The organism is Staphylococcus auricularis (assembly GCF_051172115.1).
GTDB classification, from domain to species: domain Bacteria; phylum Bacillota; class Bacilli; order Staphylococcales; family Staphylococcaceae; genus Staphylococcus; species Staphylococcus auricularis_A.
The window spans coordinates 1-246 of sequence record NZ_JBPIZN010000045.1; the positions used below are offsets into that span (position 1 = coordinate 1).

Below are 246 nucleotides of genomic sequence, written 5' to 3' on the forward strand. Positions count from 1 at the left end.
GTATTCTTGCTTTAATCGCCATTCCATTTTGGTTAATGGTCATTAAAAGTTCTAATACACATATAGAATCTCAAAAAAGCAAAGCTACTTTACCATTAAAAAATAAAAATGCATGGTTATTAACAACTTTTGTTGGGCTTGTAACACTCATGTTTTATTGTTTTGCAGCATGGCTACCAGTTATCGTAGTAGAAAAAGGAGGTACAGCAGAATTGGGCGGGGTTATAGGTACAATCGCTATGATTG

1 pseudogene is annotated in these 246 nt (G+C 34.1%); it reads left to right on the plus strand.

Annotation, left to right across the window (positions count from 1 at the left end):
- Nucleotides 1-246 (plus strand): annotated as a pseudogene (locus tag ACSBRB_RS10745) (hypothetical protein); the annotation flags it as partial.